This is a genomic window from Bacillus cereus group sp. MYBK5-2 (genome assembly GCF_051915685.1).
In the GTDB taxonomy this organism is placed as follows: domain Bacteria; phylum Bacillota; class Bacilli; order Bacillales; family Bacillaceae_G; genus Bacillus_A; species Bacillus_A cereus.
The window spans coordinates 1-18,830 of sequence record NZ_JBQAFE010000005.1; the positions used below are offsets into that span (position 1 = coordinate 1).

Sequence of the window (18,830 nt, forward strand, 5' to 3'; positions counted from 1 at the left end):
GGTCGGCTACGCATCGTTGCCTTGGTGAGCCGTTACCTCACCAACTAGCTAATGCGACGCGGGTCCATCCATAAGTGACAGCCGAAGCCGCCTTTCAATTTCGAACCATGCGGTTCAAAATGTTATCCGGTATTAGCCCCGGTTTCCCGGAGTTATCCCAGTCTTATGGGCAGGTTACCCACGTGTTACTCACCCGTCCGCCGCTAACTTCATAAGAGCAAGCTCTTAATCCATTCGCTCGACTTGCATGTATTAGGCACGCCGCCAGCGTTCATCCTGAGCCAGGATCAAACTCTCCAATAAAGTTAGTTTGTCTAGCATCTAAAATAAAAATTGACGTTTCACGTTGTTTGTTTCGTTTAGTTTTCAAAGTTCAATATCGCGTTTCAGCGACTTTTATAATATATCATACTATATTATTTTCGTCAACAAGTTTTTTCGATAAGTTGTATCTCTCATTTGCTGACTCTGCCTATTATATAGGCTTTCTCTTCCCTATGCAAGTATTATTATAAAAAAATAAAGAGAGGGAAAATCCCCTCTCTTATTCTTCTGAAGAAACCTCTTCACTCGTTTCTTCCTCTTCATCTTTTTGTGCTTTTGCTACCGTCGCTACCTCTTGGTCTTCCTCTAATCGAATTAGACGAACACCTTGTGTATTACGTCCCATTTGAGAGATTTGATCAACTGGCATACGAATAATAACACCTGCCGCTGTAATTAACATAATATCTTCTTCACCTGTAACAGACTTAACAGCTACTAATTTACCGTTCTTATCTGTAATGTTACAAGTTTTCAGACCTTTACCACCGCGACTTTGCAGACGGTATTCATCAATCGGTGTACGCTTTCCGTAACCATTTTTCGTTACAATTAGAACATTTACATCCTCTTCGACAATTTCCATACCTACAACTTGGTCTTCATCGCCCAACGTAATAGCTTTAACACCTGCAGCATTACGTCCCATAGAACGAACATCTTGTTCATTGAAACGAATTAGCATACCGTTACTTGTCCCGACAATAATATCCTTATCACCCGATGTTAAACGTACAGATATTACTTCATCCTCTTCACGAAGAGAAATTGCAATTAAACCATTTGTACGTATATTTGCAAATGATGAAAGTGGCGTTCTCTTAGAAACCCCTTGTTTTGTCGTAAAGAATAAGAACTGATCGTCACCAAATTCACGAATCGGAATAATAGCGTTAATCCACTCACCCTTATCTACCCCTAATAGGTTAATAATTGGTAGTCCTTTTGCAGTACGACTATACTCTGGAATTTCATATCCTTTCGTACGGTATACTTTACCCTTGTTTGTAAAGAATAAAATATGATCATGAGTAGACGTTGTTAATAAATGTTCAACAAAGTCATCATCATTCGTACCCATTCCTTGCACACCACGTCCCCCACGGTTCTGTGTTTTGTACGTAGAAGCTGGTAACCTCTTAATATAACCGTTATGAGTTAACGTAATCGCAATGTTTTGTTCAGGAATTAAATCTTCATCTTCAATAAATTCCATACCGCCAATTGTAATTTCTGTTCGTCTCTTATCATTGAAACGCTCTTTTACTTCTGTTAATTCTTCACGAATAATCTCAAGAACTTTTTCTTCATCTGCTAAAATCGCTTTTAATTCAGCAATTAACTTCATTAAGTCTTGATATTCTTGCTCAATTTTTTCACGTTCTAATCCAGTTAAGCGTTGCAGACGCATATCTAAAATCGCTTGCGCTTGTTTCTCACTTAAACCAAAACGTTCCATTAAGCCTTGCTTTGCAATATCTGCCGTTTTTGAACTACGAATTAACGTAATAACTTCATCAAGATGATCTAAAGCAATTCGTAATCCTTCTAAAATATGAGCACGTGCTTCTGCTTTTTCTAATTCATAAGCAGTACGTCTACGAATTACTACCTTCTGATGCTCTAAATAATGATATAGATTTTGTTTTAAATTTAGTACTTGTGGCTCCCCATTTACAAGAGACAACATATTAATACCGAAACTTGTTTGAAGCGCTGTATGTTTATATAGATTGTTTAATAGTACGTTTGCATTAGCATCACGACGTACTTCCATGACAATACGCATACCATTACGATCTGATTCATCACGTAAATCTGTAATACCTTCAATTTTCTTATCGCGAACTAATTCTGCGATTTTTTCAATTAATCGTGCCTTATTAACTTGATAAGGTAGTTCAGTTACGATAATAGATTGTTTACCGTTTGACTTCTCTTCAATTTCAACCTTAGCACGAAGCATAATGGAACCGCGACCTGTTTCATAAGCTCTTCGAATTCCACTTCTTCCTAAAATTAAACCTGCCGTCGGAAAGTCTGGACCTGGAATGTATTCCATTAATTCCGCGATAGTAATATCAGGATTATGACTTAATGCCAGCACACCATCAATTACTTCGCCAAGCTGATGCGGCGGTATATTTGTTGCCATACCAACAGCAATACCTGTTGTACCGTTTACTAATAAATTAGGGAAACGCGCTGGTAGTACTATCGGTTCTCTTTCGGAACCATCATAGTTATCTTGATAATCAATTGTATTTTTTGAAATATCACGTATTAATTCCATAGAAATCTTAGACATTCTTGCCTCTGTATAACGCATTGCAGCTGCTGAATCTCCATCTACAGAACCGAAGTTACCATGCCCATCTACAAGCATATAACGTTGACTAAAATCTTGCGCCATACGTACCATTGTTTCATAAACGGCTGAATCACCATGAGGGTGATACTTACCGATTACTTCACCGACAATACGTGCTGATTTCTTATACGCTTTATCAGCTGTAATTCCTAAATCATTCATCGCATATAAAACCCTACGATGCACAGGTTTTAATCCATCACGAACATCTGGTAATGCACGAGATACGATAACACTCATTGCGTAATCTAAAAATGAGGTACGCATTTCATGACTAATATTAATTTCTCGAATTCGTGCTTGTTGTTGATTGTCTGACATCAACGAGCACCTCCTCTTACATTTCCGTTACACATACATTGATTTATATGTAGAAGACAGGAATACTTAGATTCCTGTCATTACTCATTTAAATATCAAGGTTCTTCACGTATTTTGCATTCTCTTGGATAAAGTTACGACGTGGCTCTACTTTATCTCCCATTAAAATTTCAAATGTTTCGTCTGCTTCAATTGCATCTTGAAGGGAAACTTGAAGTAATGAACGTACTTCTGGATCCATTGTCGTCTCCCATAGCTGAGTTGGATTCATCTCCCCAAGACCTTTATAACGTTGAATTCCTGGTTTCGGCTGGGCTGGTAGCTCAGCTAAGATTTTTTCAAGTTCCTTATCGTTGTAAGCATATTGAATTTTTTTACCTTGTTGTATTTTAAACAATGGCGGCTGTGCAATATAGATATAACCACACTCAATTATTTGACGCATATAACGATAGAAGAACGTTAATAATAGGGTACGAATATGTGCACCATCAACATCGGCATCGGTCATAATAATAACTTTATGATAGCGTGCTTTTTCAATATCGAAGTCTCCACCAATATTTGTACCGATTGCCGTAATAATTGTACGAACTTCATCATTTGATAAAATCTTATCTAAGCGCGCCTTTTCCACATTAATAATTTTACCCTTCAGCGGTAAAATTGCTTGGAAATGACGATCGCGTCCTTGTTTTGCAGATCCACCCGCAGAGTCACCCTCTACGATGTAAATTTCACTAATTGCTGGATCTTTCGAAGAGCAATCAGCTAATTTACCAGGTAAACTTGAAACTTCTAACGCACTCTTTCGACGTGTCAATTCACGCGCTTTTTTCGCAGCTACACGTGCACGTGCAGCCATCGTACCTTTTTCTACAATTTTTCGCGCTACATTAGGATTTTCTAGTAAGAACTTTTCAAATGCCTCTGAGAATACAGACTCTGTAATTGTTCTCGCTTCACTATTCCCAAGTTTTGTCTTCGTTTGTCCTTCAAATTGTGGATTTGGATGCTTGATTGATACAATTGCTGTTAAACCTTCACGAACATCCTCACCAGTTAAATTACTGTCCGCATCTTTTAAAATGCTATTTTTACGACCATAGTCGTTGATTACACGAGTTAAAGCTGTTTTAAAACCTACCTCATGTGTACCACCTTCATACGTATGGATGTTATTCGTAAATGAGTAAATATTATTTGTGTATCCTTCGTTATATTGAAGAGAAACCTCAACCTGAATACCATCTTTTGAACCTTCTACGTACACAGGCTCTTCATGAATCGGTTGTTTTGAGCGATTTAAATGCTCAACGTATGATTTAATTCCACCTTCGTAATGGAATTCTTTCTTTTGCTTATGTTCACGTTTATCTTCAATTGTTAATTTAATATTACGATTTAAAAACGCTAATTCACGCATACGAGTTGCTAGCGTATCAAAATCGTATACTGTTGTTTCTTGGAAAATTTCCGGATCTGGTTTAAATCGAGTTATTGTTCCTGTTTGATCTGTGTCACCAATGACTTTTAAATCCGCAACCGGAATACCTCTTTCATATTTTTGGTAATGGATTTTACCTTCACGATGTACAAATACTTCTAATTCTGTTGATAGAGCATTTACAACCGATGCCCCAACACCATGTAAACCACCAGAAACTTTATAACCGCCACCGCCAAATTTACCACCGGCGTGGAGAACAGTCATAATAACTTCTACAGCTGGACGTCCCATTTTTTCTTGTATACCAACCGGAATACCACGCCCATTATCCGTTACACGAATACTATTATCTTCTTCGATACTAACATTAATTTCATCACAATAACCTGCAAGTGCTTCATCAATACTATTATCTACGATTTCCCAAACAAGATGGTGAAGCCCTTTTCCACTTGTAGATCCAATATACATACCAGGGCGTTTCCGAACTGCCTCTAGTCCTTCAAGCACCTGTATCTGACTTTCATCATATGCATTTTCTTGCATTTGCTTTTGTTCCATTGACACAAAGATCACCTACTTTTCCATTTAAACAGGGGTTATTCCCTATCTATTTCACAATCTACAGTGCCGTTCGTTACATGAATTGTTTTCGCTTCTTTTAATGTTTCGTGTTCAATTCCGTCGACACTCGTCGTTGTAACAAATGTTTGCACTTTTCCTTGAATTGTATTTAAAAGATGTGATTGACGATAATCATCTAATTCTGATAAAACATCATCCAACAAAAGGATTGGATATTCTTTAACCTCTGAATAAATCAATTCAATTTCAGCTAATTTTAGGGATAGTGCGGTCGTTCGTTGTTGTCCTTGCGAACCAAAGACTTGAACATTTTTACTATTAACGAAGAATTGTAAATCGTCACGATGAGGACCAATCAAAGTCGTACCACGGAAAATTTCACGTTGTTTCACAGATTGAAAACTTTCATAGTATACTTCTTTTATTTTCGACAAATCCATTGATTCTGATACATCTACACTTGGTTTATAGACAATTTCTAACTCTTCTAATCCACGGCTTATACCTCGATGAATTGGAGCTGCCCATTCCTGTAGCAAATGCAAAAATTCAAAACGTTTTTGCAGTATTTTCGCACCATGCTCAATTAGTTGAAGTGTAAATACATCCAACATCGTTTCCTCATTCTTACTATTCCCTTGCATTTTTTTCAACAAGTGATTTCGTTGCGTGAGCACCTTTTGATATTGACTTAATTCATACAAATATACAGGAGCTATTTGTCCTAATTCCATATCTAAAAAGCGTCTTCTTACTTGAGGGCTTCCTTTTACAAGATTTAAATCTTCTGGGGCAAACATGACAACGTTCATCACGCCAATATATTGACTTAACTTTTGTTGTTCAAGTTGATTTAATTTTGCCTTTTTACCTTTTTTCGAAATATTTAATTCCAAAGACAAAGAACTGTTTCTTTTTTGTAATTTCCCTTTTATTTGACCAAAATCTTCATCCCAGCGGATAAGTTCGCGATCATTAGAGGTTCTATGAGATTTCGCCATCGCTAAAACATAAATAGCTTCCATCAAATTTGTTTTCCCTTGCGCATTTTCGCCGATAATTACATTTACCTTATCTTCAAAGGAAAGCTCTAATTTTTCATAATTGCGATAGTTTTTTAATTGTATTTCTGAAATAAACAAAGGGCTCCCCCTTTATGCCTGAACTTGGAAAGTTCCGCTTCCTGGAATTTCAATAACATCATTCGCATATAGTTTGCGACCTCTTCTATTTTCAAGTTCGTTGTTCACGTACACTTCATATTCTTGTAAAAACCATTTTACAGCGCCACCTGTATCAATTACATCAGCTAACTTTAAAAATTGTCCTAGTGTAATATACTCTGTTGAAATTTTAATACGTTTCATAAAATCGCTCACTTTCTGAAAGTGTTCATTCTTTCATTGTACTAAATAAACTAGCATTAGGAAAGTAATACCCAAAAATCAAATAAGGGCCACTAGCATCTTTAAACTAGCAACCCTTATTCCTTACCTAGTAAGTACGAACCGGTAAAATTAATTGAATAATTGAATCATCATTTACTGTACGAATTAAGAACGGTCTCATCGCCCCAGTAAAGCTAACTTTAATCTCTGTACTATCCAAAGCTTTCAATGCATCCATCATATATTTTGCACTAAAAGATATTTTTAACTCTTCTCCATCTACTTTTTCGCATTGTACTTCTTCGACAACTTTTCCGATTTCTGGTGAATTCGAAGAAATCTCTAGCATTTCTTGCTCTAAAGTTGATAATTTAACAACGTTATTGCGGCCATCTCTTGCTAATAGTGAAGCGCGATCAATTGCTTGTAGGAATTCTTTTGTATTCACAAAAATATCCGTTTTACTCTCTGCCGGAATTAAACGTGTCGTATCAGGATAATTCCCTTCTAACAATCTTGAGAAGAATAATAAATGTTTTGTACGGAATAATACTTGATACTCCGTAATAACGATATCTACCATTTCTTCAGACTCATCTAAAATTTTACTTAATTCATTTAAGCTCTTACCTGGAATAACAACATTAGCTTGGAATTCATCTGCAATATTATGTCCTTCAATTTTTGCTTTTCGAAGTGCCAGCCTATGACTATCTGTTGCAATACAAGTTAACTCGCTGTTATATACCTTCCAGTTTACACCTGTCAAGATTGGTCTTGTTTCAGAAGTAGAAACTGCAAATACAGTTTGTCTGATCATATGTTTAAGTAAATCTGTTGGTATCTTAAATACATGATGTTCTTCAATCTGTGGCAATAACGGATATTCTGCAGAATCTAAACCATTTAAGTTAAACTCTGATTTTCCAGATTTTATTTTTGTCATAAAATGATTTTCTACAGAAATTTCGACAGTGTCTTTAGGTAGTTTTTTTACAATCTCACTAAAATATTTTGCCTGTAAAACAATGCTTCCTGATTGAGCTATTTCTACAATTTCTTTTCCATCTTCTTCGACTGGAATAAACGATTCAATAGAAATATCAGCATCGCTTCCTGTTAATGTAACTCCTTCTTCAGTCGCTACAACTTTAATTCCCGTAAGAATTGGGATTGTTGTACGAGAAGAAACTGCCTTCATTACATCTTGTACACCTCTTACAAGATAGTCTTTTTGTATTGTAAAACGCATAAAGAAAAACCTCCGGTAAGTATAAGATTTTATTTAATTAATAAAGATAAAAAGTAGTAGTAATAGTAATAGGTCTTGTGGATATGTGGATAACTCCGCTAAAGGATGTAAAAACAGTCTATCTACATGTGGATAGACTGTGCGTAAAACAAGGTAAGTTATTCACACTATTCAGCTACTACTTTAAAATACCATTAATTTCTTCAACTTGCTTTTGTAATTGCGTATCGGTTTTTAGTAGTTTAGAGATTTTTTCATGGGCATGGATAACTGTTGTATGATCACGTCCACCAAATTCTTCACCTATTTTTGGTAAAGAGGAATCTGTAAGCTCGCGCGATAAATACATTGCAATTTGGCGAGGAAACGCAACTGATTTTGTACGTTTTTTCGCTTTAAAATCTTCTAATTTCACTTGATAAACGTCCCCGACAGCTTTTTGAATATCATAAATAGAGATAATTTTCGGCTTAGAATTTGGAATAATATCTTTAAGTGCTTCAGCTGCTAAATCAGCATTAATATCTTTATTAATTAAAGATGAATAAGCTACAACTCGGATAAGTGCACCTTCTAATTCACGAATATTTGAATCAATTTGATTTGCGATATAAAGCATAACTTCATTTGGTATATCAAGCCCTTCAGCTTTTGCTTTTTTGCGTAAAATCGCAATTCGTGTCTCTAAATCTGGCGGCGTAATGTCTGTAATAAGTCCCCATTCAAAGCGGGAACGAAGACGATCTTCTAAAGTTGGAATTTCTTTTGGTGGTCGGTCACTAGAAATTACAATTTGTTTACTTTCTTCGTGTAATGCATTAAATGTATGGAAAAACTCTTCTTGAGTCTGTTCTTTTCCAGCAAGAAATTGAATATCATCTATCAATAAAACATCTACGTTGCGATATTTATTACGAAAATCAACAGCTTTATTATCACGAATAGAGTTAATAAATTCATTTGTAAATTTTTCTGATGATAAATATACAACTTTTGCATTTGGATTATGTTCAATTACATAATGACCAATTGCGTGCATTAAATGTGTCTTTCCAAGTCCAACTCCTCCGTAAATAAAGAGTGGATTATACGCTTTAGCTGGCGCCTCAGCTACAGCTAATGAAGCTGCATGGGCAAAACGGTTACCAGAGCCAATAACAAATGTATCGAATGTATATTTTGGATTTAACATGCTCTGTGGTAAATGAGCTGAATCATCTTGTGCTGGATTCGGCTTAACTGGAGGCAGATCAATGTCCTCTTCAGCTTGACTTTGGGGAATAATAAAGCGAATTGCTAATTTTGCCCCTGTTAAATCGTATAGTGTTTCTGAAATTAGTTCGGAGTAATGAGATTCTAGCCAGTCACGAGCAAATTCATTCGGAGCTGTAATCGTTAATACGTCTTTCTTCAAGTTATGAGCCGTTGTGGATTTTAACCATGTCTCATAACTAGGCTTGCTTACCTTTTTTTCTAATTCTTTTAAGGCACTATTCCATAAATCAGAGATATTTTCCAAAGGTGTCCCTCCTTTACTAAGTTGGTAAAAGAATAAGGTTGCGCAACAAATGTACAACCTAATAAATATAAAATGTATATTTATACGAAACGTATTTTAAAACCTAAAAACGTCGTTTGTATATGAGATAGGGTTTTCGACAAAAAAAGCAAATGTGGACAACTATTTACCCACATGTGATTAAAACTGTCCACATGTTATACACAAATTGTGGATAAGATAAAGATGTGGAAAACTTATTCAAAGTGAAAACACAACTATAATATCAAAAAAAAGTGGCTATAGCAATGAATTTAAGAAAGTTATCCACAAAATCAATACCTTGTGGAATAAACTTGTCCACAACACGATATACTGTGTAAAAGTGTGAAAAAAGTTTGTGGATATAAAAAACGCGAAAAAATATTTATCCACAAGGAAATATAGGTGCTGTGAAAAAGTATGTGAATAGGTTCAAAATGAATATTTGATGAAAATTTCTAGAACCATTGACATTTTCCTAGTTAATTAACTATAATTTATAGGACTGTCTTTAACAGATATTCCTCAGGGAGGTGTCATATAATGAAAAGAACTTACCAACCAAATAAACGTAAGCGCAGCAAAGTACATGGTTTCCGCAGCCGTATGAGCACAGCGAACGGACGTAAAGTGCTAGCAGCTCGTCGTCGTAAAGGAAGAAAAGTATTATCTGCGTAGACCACTGATCGTTCAGTGGTCTTTTTTTCTAATAATAGTGAATTTCCGCTGATGAAATACAGGAGTGTCAATTGATATGAAGAAAAAACATCGTATAAAGAAGAATGATGAATTCCAGGCGGTTTTTCAAAAAGGAAAATCAAATGCAAATCGTCAGTTTGTTGTATACCAATTAGATAAAGAAGAACAGCCAAACTTTCGCATCGGCCTTTCTGTTAGCAAGAAAATAGGAAATGCAGTAGTTCGTAATCGAATTAAGCGCATGGTCCGTCAGGCTATTACAGAGTTAAAAGATGAGATAGATTCTGGAAAAGATTTTGTTATAATAGCAAGGAAGCCTTGTGCAGAGATGACATATGAAGAAGTAAAGAAAAGCTTAATTCATGTCTTTAAACGCTCTGGTATGAAAAGAATAAAAAAGTAGCGTAAGGAAATGAATTACACTATATACATACCGATACAAGGAGGAGTAGGCTTTGAAAAAGAAATTAGGTTTACTAGCCATGGTCGTTGCATTAATGGCGATTGCCACCGGTTGTAGTGAAACGGGTCAGCCGATTACATCGAAAAGTACTGGGATTTGGAATGAATATTTCGTATATCCGCTTTCTCAGTTAATCACGTATTTTGCCGACTTATTTAACAGTAATTACGGTTTAGCAATTGTTATTACAACTCTTATCATTCGTTTTGCATTATTACCATTAATGATTAAACAAACAAAGAGTACAAAGGCAATGCAAGCGTTACAACCAGAAATGGTGAAGTTAAAAGAGAAATATAGTTCTAAAGATCAAGCAACACAGCAAAAACTACAACAAGAAATGATGCAGTTATATCAAAAGAATGGTGTAAATCCATTGGCAGGATGTTTACCGATATTTGTTCAGATGCCTATTTTATTCGCGTTTTATCATGCGATTATGAGAACAGCTGAAATTAAACAACATAGTTTCTTATGGTTCGATTTAGGACATGCAGACCCGTTCTATATCTTACCAGTCGTTGCAGCAATTACGACATTTATTCAGCAAAAGCTTGCAATGGCAGGAACAGCTGGTCAAAATCCACAAATGGCAATGATGCTTTGGCTTATGCCGATTATGATTTTAATCTTTGCAATTAACTTCCCAGCTGCATTATCACTTTACTGGGTTGTTGGTAATATCTTTGGTATTGCTCAAATGTACTTTATTAAAGGGCCAGAGATTAAGGCTAGTAAGGCTGGTAAAGCTGGAGGCTCAAGCAAGTGAGTGTAATTACTGCTAAAGGACAAACAGTCGAGCTGGCAGTAGAGGATGCTTTAAGGCAATTAAATACATCAAAAGATCGAGTAGATATAAATATTGTCGATGAGGGTAAAAGGGGATTCTTAGGTTTATTTGGGAATCGCCCTGCAGTAGTAGAAGTTGTATTGAAGAAAGATCCAATTCAAGAATGTGAAGAATATTTAAGAAATGTTATTCACGATATGGGTGTGGAAGTCGAGATTAGTAAAATTGTAAAAGGACGCGAAATCGAATTCACAATTTCTGGTGATAATGTAGGTGTTTTAATTGGGAAAAGAGGTAATACATTGAACTCTTTACAGTATTTAACAAAACTTGTTGCGAATCGTAACACGAAGCAGTATATCGGTATTACACTAGATGCTGAAAATTATCGTAGTAAAAGAAAAAGTACGTTAGAATCACTTTCTTATCGATTAGCGAAACAAGTATTTAATACGAAAAAAAGAGTTATTTTAGAACCGATGCCATCTTTTGAACGAAAAATTATTCATCAGGCATTATCAAATCATCAAGGTATCAATACAACTTCTGAAGGAAATGAACCACATCGGCATGTTGTAATATCTCCTAAATGACCGGTTGCTCAAATGAGTGCCGGTTTTTTTGAGCGGAAAATAGATGTGGATAACTAAAAAACACTAAACTTATCCACTGTGAATAAGTTTAGTGTTTTTTACATGGGGATATAATAAAATGAGTTATTCTTCTTTTGTAGATAGGTTCGTTATGGTATCCTAATAATTTAGTGAAAGAAATAATCATGTTGAAATAGAGATAAATAAGCAAGTGAGGTGAAAGGACATGGAATTTGATACAATTGCTGCGATTTCCACAGCGCTTGGAGAGGGTGCAATTGCCATTGTTCGAGTAAGTGGGGATGATGCGGTTGAGAAAGTTGATCGTATTTTTAAGGGGAAGGATTTAACAGAGGTTCCTTCTCACACTATTCATTATGGTCATATTGTTGATTTAGATACAAATCAAGTTATTGAAGAAGTTATGGTGTCTATTATGCGCGCACCAAGGACTTTTACACGTGAAAATATAGTGGAAATTAACTGTCACGGTGGACTTGTTTCAGTAAATAAAGTATTGCAACTTATTCTAGCACAAGGAGTACGATTGGCAGAACCGGGCGAATTTACAAAACGTGCTTTTTTAAATGGACGTATCGACTTATCACAAGCAGAAGCTGTTATGGATTTGATTCGAGCAAAAACAGATCGTGCGATGAATGTAGCAATTAATCAAATGGAAGGGCGATTATCTAAATTAATTGGTCTTTTGCGTCAAGAAATATTAGAAACATTAGCTCATGTTGAGGTAAATATAGATTATCCAGAATACGATGATGTAGAAGAGATGACACATAATATTTTAATTGAGAAAGCGACGCATGTTCGTTCGGAAATCGAAAAAATATTAGAAACATCAAAACAAGGGAAAATTTTACGTGAAGGTATTGCTACAGCAATTATCGGTAGACCTAACGTTGGGAAATCATCGTTATTAAATAGTCTTGTTCAGGAGAAAAAGGCAATTGTAACTGATATTGCAGGAACAACTCGTGATGTTATTGAAGAGTACGTTAACGTGCGTGGTGTACCTCTTAAACTTATAGATACAGCCGGTATTCGGGAGACAGAAGATGTTGTTGAACGAATTGGTGTGGAACGTTCAAAAGAAATGATGAGCCAAGCGGATTTAGTATTAGTTGTTGTCAACTATAGCGAGGCTTTAACAAATGAGGATGAAGATCTATTCCGTGCGGTACAAGGAAAAGACTTTATTGTTATTGTGAATAAGACTGATTTACCGCAAGCGATTGATATGGAACGTGTTACAGAGTTAGCCGCGGGAAATCGTGTTATTACAACATCCTTAATTGAGGAACAAGGAATAGATGAACTCGAAAAGGCAATAGCTGATTTATTCTTTGAAGGAACAATCGATTCTGCAGATATGACATATGTTTCTAATGCGAGACATATTGGATTATTAACACAAGCAGGAAAAACAATCGGTGATGCAGTTGAGGCGATTGAAAATGGTGTACCAATTGATATGGTACAAATTGATTTAACAAGAACGTGGGAAATACTTGGTGAAATTACTGGGGACACAGTGCATGAAAGCTTAATTGACCAGTTGTTCTCTCAATTTTGTTTAGGAAAATAATATAGTGAAGTTGTAGAAAGATAGAGATTATTAGGAGGAATAAACAATGGGATACAATGCCGGTTCATACGATGTCATAGTAATCGGTGCAGGTCATGCAGGATGTGAAGCTGGTCTTGCGGCAGCACGAATGGGCTCAAAAACATTAATGTTAACAATTAATTTGGATATGGTAGCATTCATGCCATGTAACCCTTCTGTTGGTGGACCAGCAAAAGGGATTGTTGTTCGTGAAATTGATGCATTAGGCGGAGAAATGGGACGTAATATTGATAAAACTCATATTCAAATGCGTATGCTAAATACAGGTAAGGGACCAGCCGTACGTGCACTTCGAGCACAAGCTGATAAATTCGCTTACCAACATGAATTAAAGAAAACAATTGAAGAAACACCAAACTTAACGTTGTTCCAAGGAATGGTAGAGCGTTTAATCGTTGAAGAAGGTGTATGTAAAGGGGTAGTTACACAAGCTGGTGCAGAATATACAGCAAAAACCGTTGTAATTACAACTGGAACATTTTTACGCGGCGAGATTATCATGGGCGACTTAAAATATTCAAGCGGTCCAAATAATCAGCAACCGTCTATTACATTATCTGAGCATTTAGAAGAACTTGGATTTGATCTTGTTAGATTTAAAACAGGGACACCTCCGCGTGTAAACAGTAATACAATTGACTACAGTAAAACAGAAATTCAACCAGGTGATGATAAGCCACGTGCGTTCTCTTTTGAAACAACGAAATTTATTATGGATCAAATTCCATGTTGGTTGACATATACAAGTACAGAAACACACCGTTTAATAGATGAAAATTTACATCGTTCAGCTATGTATTCTGGTATGATTAAAGGAACAGGCCCTAGATACTGTCCTTCTATTGAAGACAAAGTAGTAAGATTTAATGATAAACCACGTCATCAAATTTTCTTAGAGCCAGAAGGGCGTAATACACAAGAAGTATATGTACAAGGTTTATCCACAAGCTTACCAGAAGATGTACAACGTGACATGCTTAGAACAATTCCAGGCCTAGAAAATGTTGAAATGATGCGTACAGGTTATGCAATTGAATATGATGCAATTGTGCCAACACAACTATGGCCAACACTTGAAACGAAAAAGATTAAAAATTTATATACAGCAGGACAAATTAATGGAACTTCTGGTTACGAAGAGGCGGCCGGACAAGGGCTTATGGCTGGAATTAATGCAGCATGCCGTTCTTTAGGTAAAAAAGAAGTTGTTTTAGGTCGCGAGGATGCTTATATTGGCGTCTTAATTGATGATCTTGTAACGAAAGGTACAAATGAACCATATCGTTTATTAACGTCTCGTGCAGAATACCGTCTATTATTACGCCACGATAATGCTGATCTTCGTTTAACTGAAGTTGGTCGTGAAATTGGACTAATTAAAGAAGAACGCTATGAGCGATTTACAAATAAAAAATTACAAATTGAACAGGAAAAGGAACGTTTAAGCAGCATTATTATTAAACCACGTCCTGAAGTTCAAGAATTAATTCGCAATATTGGCGGAAGTGAATTGAAAGATGGAATACGTGCAAGTGACTTATTACGTCGTCCAGAGATGACATATGAGCATATTCATCTTTTAGTACCAAGTGAAGTAGAATTAAGTGATGAAGTTAAAGAACAAGTTGAAATTCAGATTAAGTATGAAGGGTATATTGAAAAATCTTTACAGCAAGTAGAGCGTATGAAGAAAATGGAGAGTAAAAAAATCCCTGTAGATATTGATTATGATGCGATTTCTAGCCTTGCTTCAGAAGCTAGACAGAAATTGAAAGATGTTCGTCCACTTTCAATGGGGCAGGCTTCACGTATTTCTGGCGTAAATCCAGCGGATATTTCCATTTTACTTGTGTATATAGAACAAGGAAAAATTGCACGCGTATCGAACCAATAAATAGTAAGGAGATATTGCTAGATGAACATAGAACAATTTCAATCTATGCTAGAAGAGAAGGGAATCACCCTCTCTTCTAGACAGTTAGAGCAGTTCAAAATCTACTTTGAAACATTAGTAGAGTGGAATGAAAAAATGAACTTAACGGCTATTACAGAAAAAGAAGAAGTATATTTAAAACACTTTTTTGATTCCATTACAGCTGCTTTTTATTATGATTTTTCAAAACCATTCTCAATTTGTGATGTTGGTGCAGGGGCTGGATTCCCAAGTATTCCTTTAAAAATTTGTTTCCCGCACTTAAAAGTAACAATTGTAGATTCATTGCAAAAACGTATTAATTTCTTAAATCACTTAGCCCAAAAGTTAGAATTAAGTGATGTTGCATTTTGTCACGATCGTGCTGAAACATTTGGGAAAAAAGAAGGTGTACGTGAATCATACGATATTGTAATGGCACGTGCAGTTGCGCGTCTTTCTGTATTAAGTGAGCTATGTTTACCACTTGTAAAAGTTGGAGGAACATTCATTGCAATGAAAGGTGCAGCAGCAAACGAAGAAATTGAAAATGGCAAGTATGCTTTAGAGGTGCTAGGCGGAGAGTTGAAAGAGATGTCTACTTTCCAATTACCATTTGAAGAGAGTGAACGTAATATTTTATTAATCGAGAAAAAGCGCAAGACACCAAAGAAATATCCACGCAAACCGGGAACACCCAATAAATTACCTATTGAAAAATAAATCTTATTAGACGTAAGATTAAATTATATAAATGAAAACGTAAATGTTTCATAGGAAACATTTTATGGAGAATAGTCAATAGGCCTAAAAGGTGGTGGAATATGTATGAAAAATACGTTTTCTCGTTTATTTGGCTTTGGAGATAAAGAGAGCGAATTCGAATTACAAGACGAAAGCCATGAAGAGATAGATAAAAAGGTATATGAAGAAATACAAGAAATTCCGATAGTAAATATTACCCCTAACCGTTATCAACCAAGAACAGTTTTTGATGATGCGCGTATTGATGAGTTAGCATTAACAATTCGTACACATGGACTTATTCAACCGATTGTTGTAAGGCAATATGAGGATGATAAGTACGAGATTATTGCTGGAGAAAGACGTTTTCGCGCGGCAACAAAGTTAGGTTGGGAAAAGGTTCCTGCAATTATAAAGAATTTAAATGATACAGAGACAGCTTCTGTAGCTTTAATTGAAAACTTGCAACGTGAGGAACTAACGGCAATCGAGGAAGCTGTGGCATATCAAAAGCTGATTGAGTTACATAATTTAACACAAGAAGCATTGGCACAACGACTTGGAAAAGGACAATCTACAATCGCGAATAAGTTGCGCTTGTTAAAGTTGCCTGAAGAAATAAAAAGTGCATTATTAGAAAAAAGCATTACAGAACGGCATGCCCGCGCTCTCATTCCTTTAAAAAATGAGGAATTACAACTGAAGGTTTTACAGGAAATTGTGGAGAAACAACTAAATGTAAAGCAAACAGAAGAACGAATTGCGAAGTTACTAGAGGAAGCGAAACCGAAGCGTAAGGCAAAGCAAAAAGCAGTAAGTCGAGATACAAGGATTGCTATGAATACAATTAGACAATCTTTACAAATGGTTACTGAAAGTGGTTTGAATGTTAATTCTGAGGAAGAAGAATTTGATGAGTACTATCAAATTACAATTAAAATTCCAAAGAAAAAATAATAATGACGTGCTAGAGACCTTATCCTATTGGAGAGGTCTCTTTTACTATATTTTCTTGTTAAATGAAGAAGGAGTTTAGAAATAAATTTTGAAGTTTAATAAAGGACGTAAAAGAAAAAGTTTTATTTCATGTTACAATAAACGTAATTGTTACTAGAATAAGATAGAAAGGTTGAAAGTAGGTGACATCATGGGAAAAATCATTGCTATTGCTAATCAAAAAGGCGGTGTTGGAAAAACAACAACATCTGTTAATTTAGGGGCTGGATTGGCGCAAGTAGGTAAAAAAGTCCTTCTTGTAGATATTGATGCTCAAGGAAATGCAACGACTGGTGTGGGAATTGAAAAATCTGAATTAGATCAATGTATTTACAACGTTCTTGTGGAAGATGCAGATGTTCAAGGGGTTATACAGAAAACCGCAACTGAAAACTTAGATGTTCTACCCGCTACAATTCAATTGGCTGGTGCTGAAATTGAATTGGTACCGACTATTTCCCGGGAAGTACGTTTGCAAAGAGCATTACAGCCAGTTCGTGATGAATATGACTATATTATTATCGACTGTCCCCCATCTTTAGGGTTATTAACGATTAATGCATTAACAGCAGCAGATTCTGTTATTATTCCTGTACAGTGTGAATATTACGCACTAGAAGGGTTAAGTCAGCTATTAAATACAGTTCGACTTGTACAAAAACATTTAAATAAAAATTTAGCAATTCAAGGTGTATTGTTAACAATGTTGGATGCCCGTACAAATTTAGGGATTCAAGTTATAGATGAAGTGAAAAAGTATTTTAGGGATAAAGTATATCGCTCGATTATTCCGCGTAATGTACGCTTGAGCGAGGCTCCAAGTCATGGGAAACCTATTATGCAGTATGACGCTAAATCAAGAGGAGCAGAAGTGTATATAGATTTAGCAGAGGAAGTGATTGCAGGTGGCTAAAGGATTAGGAAGAGGAATTAATGTGTTTTTTCCTGATTTAGATGTGAAAGAAGAGGAAACAATTCAGGAGATTCTTGTAACTGAATTAAGGCCGAATCCATATCAACCGCGTAAACACTTTAATAAAGAGGCGATTCAGGAATTAGCAATTTCGATTAAGGAACACGGTATTCTACAACCATTAATTGCTAGGAAGAGTATTAAAGGATATGAAATTGTTGCAGGTGAAAGACGATTTCGTGCTGCAAAAGAGGCTGGTTTAGAAAAAGTACCTGCGGTTGTAAGACAATTAACTGAACAGCAAATGATGGAATTTGCTTTGTTAGAAAACTTACAACGAGAAGATTTAAATCCTATGGAAGAGGCAATGGCATACCAGATGTTAATGAATGAGCTAAATGTAACGCAAGAACAATTAGCGAAACGTCTTGGTAAAAGCAGACCTTACATTGCAAATTATACTCGGTTATTAAGCCTACCTTCTTTCGTACAAGATATGATTGCAAATGGTCAACTTTCAATGGCTCATGGGAGAACTTTACTTACGATAAAAGATGAAGAACAATTGAAGTCCTTATTGAAACGCATTGAAAAAGAAGGATTAAATGTTCGTCAATTAGAGAAAATCGTCCAAGAGATTAATCAACACGTTTCACGTGAAACAAAAAAAGTGAAAAAAGAGCGAAATATATTTTTCGTAGAACGTGAAACGTTCTTAAGAGAAAAGTTTGGCACAGATGTGAAAATTAAAGAGACGAAAAAAGAAAAAGGTAAAATCGAAATTGAATTTTTTAATAAAGAAGATTTAAATCGTATTTTAGAACTATTAGCACAGAAAAATTAA

16 protein-coding genes and 1 rRNA gene are annotated in these 18,830 nt (G+C 35.7%); 10 read left to right on the forward strand and 7 right to left on the reverse strand.

Features of this window, described 5'->3' with window-relative positions; genetic code table 11:
- The 7 genes from ACTFP3_RS17880 to dnaA all read right to left on the reverse strand — a co-directional run.
- A 16S ribosomal RNA gene (locus ACTFP3_RS17880) occupies positions 1 to 303 on the reverse strand; the annotation flags it as partial.
- Between the two features lie 241 nt (positions 304 to 544).
- Positions 545 to 3,016 carry a DNA gyrase subunit A gene (gene gyrA, locus ACTFP3_RS17885; RefSeq protein ID WP_001282864.1) on the reverse strand — a complete coding sequence of 824 codons (2,472 nt, stop codon included), beginning with the start codon at positions 3,014 to 3,016 and terminating at the stop codon, positions 545 to 547.
- A gap of 88 nt (positions 3,017 to 3,104) precedes the next feature.
- Positions 3,105 to 5,027 (reverse strand): DNA topoisomerase (ATP-hydrolyzing) subunit B, encoded by a 1,923-nt coding sequence (gyrB, locus tag ACTFP3_RS17890; protein ID WP_000435982.1) that lies wholly within the window; start codon positions 5,025 to 5,027, stop codon positions 3,105 to 3,107.
- 38 nt (positions 5,028 to 5,065) lie between these two features.
- Complete coding sequence (gene recF, locus ACTFP3_RS17895) at positions 5,066 to 6,193, reverse strand: DNA replication/repair protein RecF (protein WP_000470745.1); 1,128 nt, start codon at positions 6,191 to 6,193, stop codon at positions 5,066 to 5,068.
- A gap of 12 nt (positions 6,194 to 6,205) precedes the next feature.
- Positions 6,206 to 6,418, reverse strand: a complete 213-nt coding sequence (yaaA, locus tag ACTFP3_RS17900; RefSeq protein ID WP_000821364.1) for a S4 domain-containing protein YaaA — start codon at positions 6,416 to 6,418, stop codon at positions 6,206 to 6,208.
- 127 nt (positions 6,419 to 6,545) lie between these two features.
- On the reverse strand, positions 6,546 to 7,691 hold the full coding sequence (gene dnaN, locus ACTFP3_RS17905) for a DNA polymerase III subunit beta (RefSeq protein ID WP_001212884.1): 1,146 nt from the start codon (positions 7,689 to 7,691) through the stop codon (positions 6,546 to 6,548).
- A gap of 178 nt (positions 7,692 to 7,869) precedes the next feature.
- Positions 7,870 to 9,210, reverse strand: coding sequence for a chromosomal replication initiator protein DnaA (gene dnaA / locus ACTFP3_RS17910; protein WP_000428017.1), 1,341 nt, complete (start codon positions 9,208 to 9,210; stop codon positions 7,870 to 7,872).
- A gap of 564 nt (positions 9,211 to 9,774) precedes the next feature.
- Between dnaA and rpmH the strand changes: the two genes are divergently transcribed.
- From rpmH to spo0J, 10 genes are all read left to right on the forward strand, one after another.
- The gene (gene rpmH, locus ACTFP3_RS17915) at positions 9,775 to 9,909 is read left to right on the forward strand and encodes a 50S ribosomal protein L34 (RefSeq protein WP_000831901.1); all 135 of its coding nucleotides are present in this window, start codon (positions 9,775 to 9,777) and stop codon (positions 9,907 to 9,909) included.
- Between the two features lie 76 nt (positions 9,910 to 9,985).
- The gene (gene rnpA, locus ACTFP3_RS17920) at positions 9,986 to 10,333 is read left to right on the forward strand and encodes a ribonuclease P protein component (RefSeq protein ID WP_000726621.1); all 348 of its coding nucleotides are present in this window, start codon (positions 9,986 to 9,988) and stop codon (positions 10,331 to 10,333) included.
- A gap of 52 nt (positions 10,334 to 10,385) precedes the next feature.
- Positions 10,386 to 11,162, forward strand: a complete 777-nt coding sequence (gene spoIIIJ, locus ACTFP3_RS17925; protein ID WP_000727738.1) for a YidC family membrane integrase SpoIIIJ — start codon at positions 10,386 to 10,388, stop codon at positions 11,160 to 11,162.
- Positions 11,159 to 11,776, forward strand: a complete 618-nt coding sequence (gene jag, locus ACTFP3_RS17930) for an RNA-binding cell elongation regulator Jag/EloR (protein ID WP_000111516.1) — start codon at positions 11,159 to 11,161, stop codon at positions 11,774 to 11,776. The genes spoIIIJ and jag overlap by 4 nt, the downstream gene beginning before the upstream one ends.
- A 226-nt stretch (positions 11,777 to 12,002) precedes the next feature.
- Entirely contained in the window at positions 12,003 to 13,379 is a 1,377-nt protein-coding gene (mnmE, locus tag ACTFP3_RS17935) for a tRNA uridine-5-carboxymethylaminomethyl(34) synthesis GTPase MnmE (protein WP_000393757.1), read from the forward strand.
- A 46-nt stretch (positions 13,380 to 13,425) separates the two neighbouring features.
- Positions 13,426 to 15,315 carry a tRNA uridine-5-carboxymethylaminomethyl(34) synthesis enzyme MnmG gene (mnmG, locus tag ACTFP3_RS17940; protein ID WP_000541031.1) on the forward strand — a complete coding sequence of 630 codons (1,890 nt, stop codon included), beginning with the start codon at positions 13,426 to 13,428 and terminating at the stop codon, positions 15,313 to 15,315.
- A 21-nt stretch (positions 15,316 to 15,336) separates the two neighbouring features.
- Positions 15,337 to 16,056 carry a 16S rRNA (guanine(527)-N(7))-methyltransferase RsmG gene (rsmG, locus tag ACTFP3_RS17945; RefSeq protein ID WP_001019628.1) on the forward strand — a complete coding sequence of 240 codons (720 nt, stop codon included), beginning with the start codon at positions 15,337 to 15,339 and terminating at the stop codon, positions 16,054 to 16,056.
- Positions 16,057 to 16,161: 105 nt separating this feature from the next.
- A complete protein-coding gene (noc, locus tag ACTFP3_RS17950; RefSeq protein WP_000799016.1) occupies positions 16,162 to 17,034 on the forward strand; it encodes a nucleoid occlusion protein in 873 nt (290 codons plus the stop codon).
- A gap of 190 nt (positions 17,035 to 17,224) precedes the next feature.
- On the forward strand, positions 17,225 to 17,986 hold the full coding sequence (gene soj / locus ACTFP3_RS17955; RefSeq protein WP_000516114.1) for a sporulation initiation inhibitor protein Soj: 762 nt from the start codon (positions 17,225 to 17,227) through the stop codon (positions 17,984 to 17,986).
- Positions 17,979 to 18,830, forward strand: a complete 852-nt coding sequence (gene spo0J, locus ACTFP3_RS17960) for a stage 0 sporulation protein Spo0J (RefSeq protein WP_001051832.1) — start codon at positions 17,979 to 17,981, stop codon at positions 18,828 to 18,830. The genes soj and spo0J overlap by 8 nt, the downstream gene beginning before the upstream one ends.